The organism is Moorena sp. SIO4A5, from assembly GCF_010672005.1.
Taxonomy (GTDB): domain Bacteria; phylum Cyanobacteriota; class Cyanobacteriia; order Cyanobacteriales; family Coleofasciculaceae; genus Moorena.
Genome location: NZ_JAAHHZ010000472.1, coordinates 1 through 3,752, shown reverse-complemented (window position 1 = coordinate 3,752; position 3,752 = coordinate 1). Strand labels below are relative to the sequence as shown.

Sequence of the window (3,752 nt, the reverse complement as noted above, 5' to 3'; positions counted from 1 at the left end):
TTGGGCGGCATCTTGGATCGTCGCTTTAACGGTTTCATCTAGCATCTTTTATCCTCAGAACAAGTCCTCAATTATGCTCATGTTGGTTCCTTAAATTAACTGGTAGTCTATTTATTTGCAAGTCCCTTACTCTATTAGACATTATCATTCCACCAGGGGGTGGCCCACCCCCGCACATCCACCATAACCTAGGGGAGTGGCTCTACTTTATTGATGACGGGTTTACGCTATTCATCAGTGACGAGACTTATGCTCAGGGTGAAATTCCTGGAGTTAATGCTCCCAAAGCAAATTTTAATGCTGTAAATGCAAAACCCGGAACTTTGTTTTATACTCCCCCAAACCATATCCATGCACATACTAACACTGGAACAATTCCAGCGAGAGAACTGGTAGTTGCCCAATCCTCTGGCGGTCTTGACGAATGGTTCCAGTTGGGTGGCGTACCAATTACAGACCCGTCTAATTTACCAGCTTTAGACTTAGACAAATTTTTTGCTGCTTTATCTGTAGCCTCTGATTTCGGATTAACCCTTAGTTCTGAGTTTGATGATTTCATAGACACAGTAGACAGTAATTTCCCGGATGAATTCATTCAGAACAACCGAGCAGAGGAATTAATAGCATTGTTATCCAATAATACTAAGTCTATCCCGGAAACCTCTTCTGGAGTGGGCATATTAGCCTTTGGTACTTTAGCCTTAGGTTCCCTGCTTTTTTCCCAACGGAAACAGCAAACTGACAAAGTTAAAACATGGTAGTCGTAAATATGGGTAGTGGTACACAATTCGTGATTTTAGCTCCCGTTACCTTGACCAGACCGTAGCCAAACCACTACATATTTACCACTACCGCTTGAAGATGCGTTAAAATAAAATACCTAATTAGGTATTAAATAATCCTCTGGTATCTATCAGAGGATTACTTTATTAATTCAGCAATCTCTACTAAATTTAGTCCTCTAACTTTGATTCCAGATTTTTCACCACCTCAATTTTATCAATTTGTTGCTTCAGCCATCCACTAAATAAATCCGAGATAATTTGATACCTGAGCTGATCATCTAATTCCCCTTGAACAATCTCCTCCACCAAAATCAAATGCACCCCCTGAGCAGTCACAATCGGCTTAAGCACCTCTGGGGGATTAGTAAAAAAGTTGCTTAGGGTGCTTTAGGGACAGGCTCCCCCTGATTTTATCAGTAGGCAGTATTGGGATAGTCCGTCCCGAAATGAAACGGGCAAGATGCCCGTTCCACGCCTGATGCCCATTCCACTCACCGGGTCAAACAGGATGCATTGAGATGCACCCCTACCGAATTAGGTTAGTGTTTAAGCAATGCTTAACCAACTAAATGCTTAACCAACTAGTGGCAAAGAACTTATTGTTATTATTCCAAAGTTCAACGAGATCAGACTGATTATCACCATTTAAATCGGTAACTAAGTAATCAGTATCATTTCGAAAGTCCCCTACTTGTGTATTACTGCCCAGGCTAAATCCTCCGCTACCATTACTAATCCAAGTCGCCGCAAAGAAATTATTGTTATCATTCCAAACCTCGATTAGATCAGAGTCACCATCCCCATTTACATCAGCAACTAAGTAGTCAGTATCATCTCGAAAGTCTCCTACTTGTGTATTACTGCCCAGGCTAAATCCTCCGCTACCATTACTAATCCAAGTCGCCGCAAAGAAATTATTGTTATCATTCCAAACCTCGATTAGATCAGAGTCACCATCCCCATTTACATCAGCGACTAAGTAATCAGTATCCTCTCGAAAGTCTCCTACTTCTGTATTACTGCCCAGGTTAAATCCTCCGCTACCATTACTAATCCAAGTGGCAGCAAAGAAGTTATTGTTATTATTCCAAAGCTCGATTAGATCAGAGTCACCATCTCCATTTACATCAGCGACTAAGTAGTCAGTATCCTCTCGAAAGTCTCCTACTTCTGTATTACTGCCCAGGTTAAATCCTCCGCTACCATTACTAATCCAAGTGGCAGCAAAGAAGTTATTGTTATTATTCCAAAGCTCGATTAGATCAGAGTCACCATCTCCATTTACATCAGCGACTAAGTAGTCAGTATCCTCTCGAAAGTCTCCTACTTCTGTATTACTGCCCAGGTTAAATCCTCCGCTACCATTACTAATCCAAGTGGCAGCAAAGAAGTTATTGTTATTATTCCAAAGCTCGATTAGATCAGAGTCACCATCCCCATTTACATCAGCGACTAAGTAGTCAGTATCCTCTCGAAAGTCCCCTACTTCTGTATTACTGCCCAGGTTAAATCCTCCGCTACCATTACTAATCCAAGTGGCAGCAAAAAACTTATTGTTATTATTCCAAAGTTCAACGAGATCAGAGTCACCATCTCCATTTACATCAGCGACTAAGTAATCAGTATCGTTTCGAAAGTCCCCTACTGCTGTATTACTGCCGAGGTTAAATCCTCCGCTACCATTACTAATCCAAGTGGCAGCAAAGAAGTTATTGTTATTATTCCAAACCTCGATTAGATCAGAGTCACCATCCCCATTTACATCAGCGACTAAGTAGTCAGTATCGTTTCGAAAATCCCCTACTTGAGTTGTTGAACCTAGAGCAAACATGGAACTAGTGTTGAGCAATACTGAGACGTTGTTGGAGCCAGAGTTGGCCGTCGCAATGTCTGGTTTACCATCGCCGTTGAAATCCCCTACGGTGATGGAAGAGGGATTACTGCCCACATCAAACTGACCAGAAGGGGTAAAGCCTCCTGCACCATTCCCTAATAGCAGTGAGACTTGATCATCACTTGCTGCTGCAATATCCAAGTTGCCATCACTATTGAAGTCCCCCACGGCGACTTCAGAACCTCCACCAGTTGTAAATGGCATGGGAGAACCAAAGGTACCATTTCCATTCCCCAACAACACTGCGATTTCGTTCTCAGCACCAGAACCACTTCCTATGACTAAGTCTGGATTGCCATCGTTGTCGAAGTCTCCCACAGCATCAGGAGCGGCAAAAGACACACCTGTTGGAATCGATATACTAGGCTGAAAGGTTGTTGTCCCGTTCCCTAACAGCAGCGAGACTTGGTTGCTGCCACTTCCTGTCACTAGATCCAGGTTACCATCGTTGTTGAAGTCCCCCACAGAGGTAGAAAAACCACTAACCCCGCTCGTCAAGTCGTTAGTAACTGGAAAGCTCCCTGCCCCATTGCCGAAGAACACCGAGACTATACCTGGTGAGGAAAATCTTCCTACCGCTAGATCCAAATCTTGATCGCCGTTGAAGTCCGCCACGGCCACGGATAGAGGAATATCTCCTTCGTTGACTTGGGTGGCAGAACCAAAGGTGCCATTGCCATTTCCTAGCAAGACTGAGACCGTGTTATCAGTAGAGGATACAAAAGGAGTACCGAAGTCTGCGGTCACCAAATCCAGGTTACCATCTTTGTTGAAGTCTCCCACAGCAATGTCAACGGGAAAATTTCCTACGGCAAAGTTCCCACTTAAGGTATAGCTTCCTGCGCCATTATTTAACAGCACTGAGACGTTATCAGAGTCTGAGTTCGCTGTTACTAAATCCAAATCACCATCACCATCAAAATCTCCGGTGGCAATGGCAGCAGGACTAGGTTCTGTTGACAAATAAAGCTAAAGATGAGACAGTGAGGGAGTTTGCAGTTAATCAAGCTCAGAAACTACCGATGAAGTCTCGTGCTAAACTAGATGATTTTTCTTGGCAGCAAATCTAATGC

The 3,752-nt window shown here is 43.3% G+C and carries 3 protein-coding genes; 1 reads left to right on the top strand and 2 read right to left on the bottom strand.

What is annotated here, in order from left to right; genetic code table 11:
• Positions 1–50 precede the first annotated feature (50 nt).
• Entirely contained in the window at positions 51–761 is a 711-nt protein-coding gene (locus tag F6K57_RS39445; protein ID WP_364306031.1) for a cupin domain-containing protein, read from the top strand.
• Between the two features lie 192 nt (positions 762–953).
• On the opposite strand, the gene F6K57_RS39440 is transcribed toward F6K57_RS39445, so the two are convergent.
• Positions 954–1,136, bottom strand: coding sequence for a hypothetical protein (locus F6K57_RS39440; protein ID WP_293074199.1), 183 nt, complete (start codon positions 1,134–1,136; stop codon positions 954–956).
• Positions 1,137–1,350: 214 nt separating this feature from the next.
• A complete protein-coding gene (locus tag F6K57_RS39435) occupies positions 1,351–3,642 on the bottom strand; it encodes a VCBS repeat-containing protein (RefSeq protein WP_293074196.1) in 2,292 nt (763 codons plus the stop codon).
• Positions 3,643–3,752: the final 110 nt, after the last annotated feature.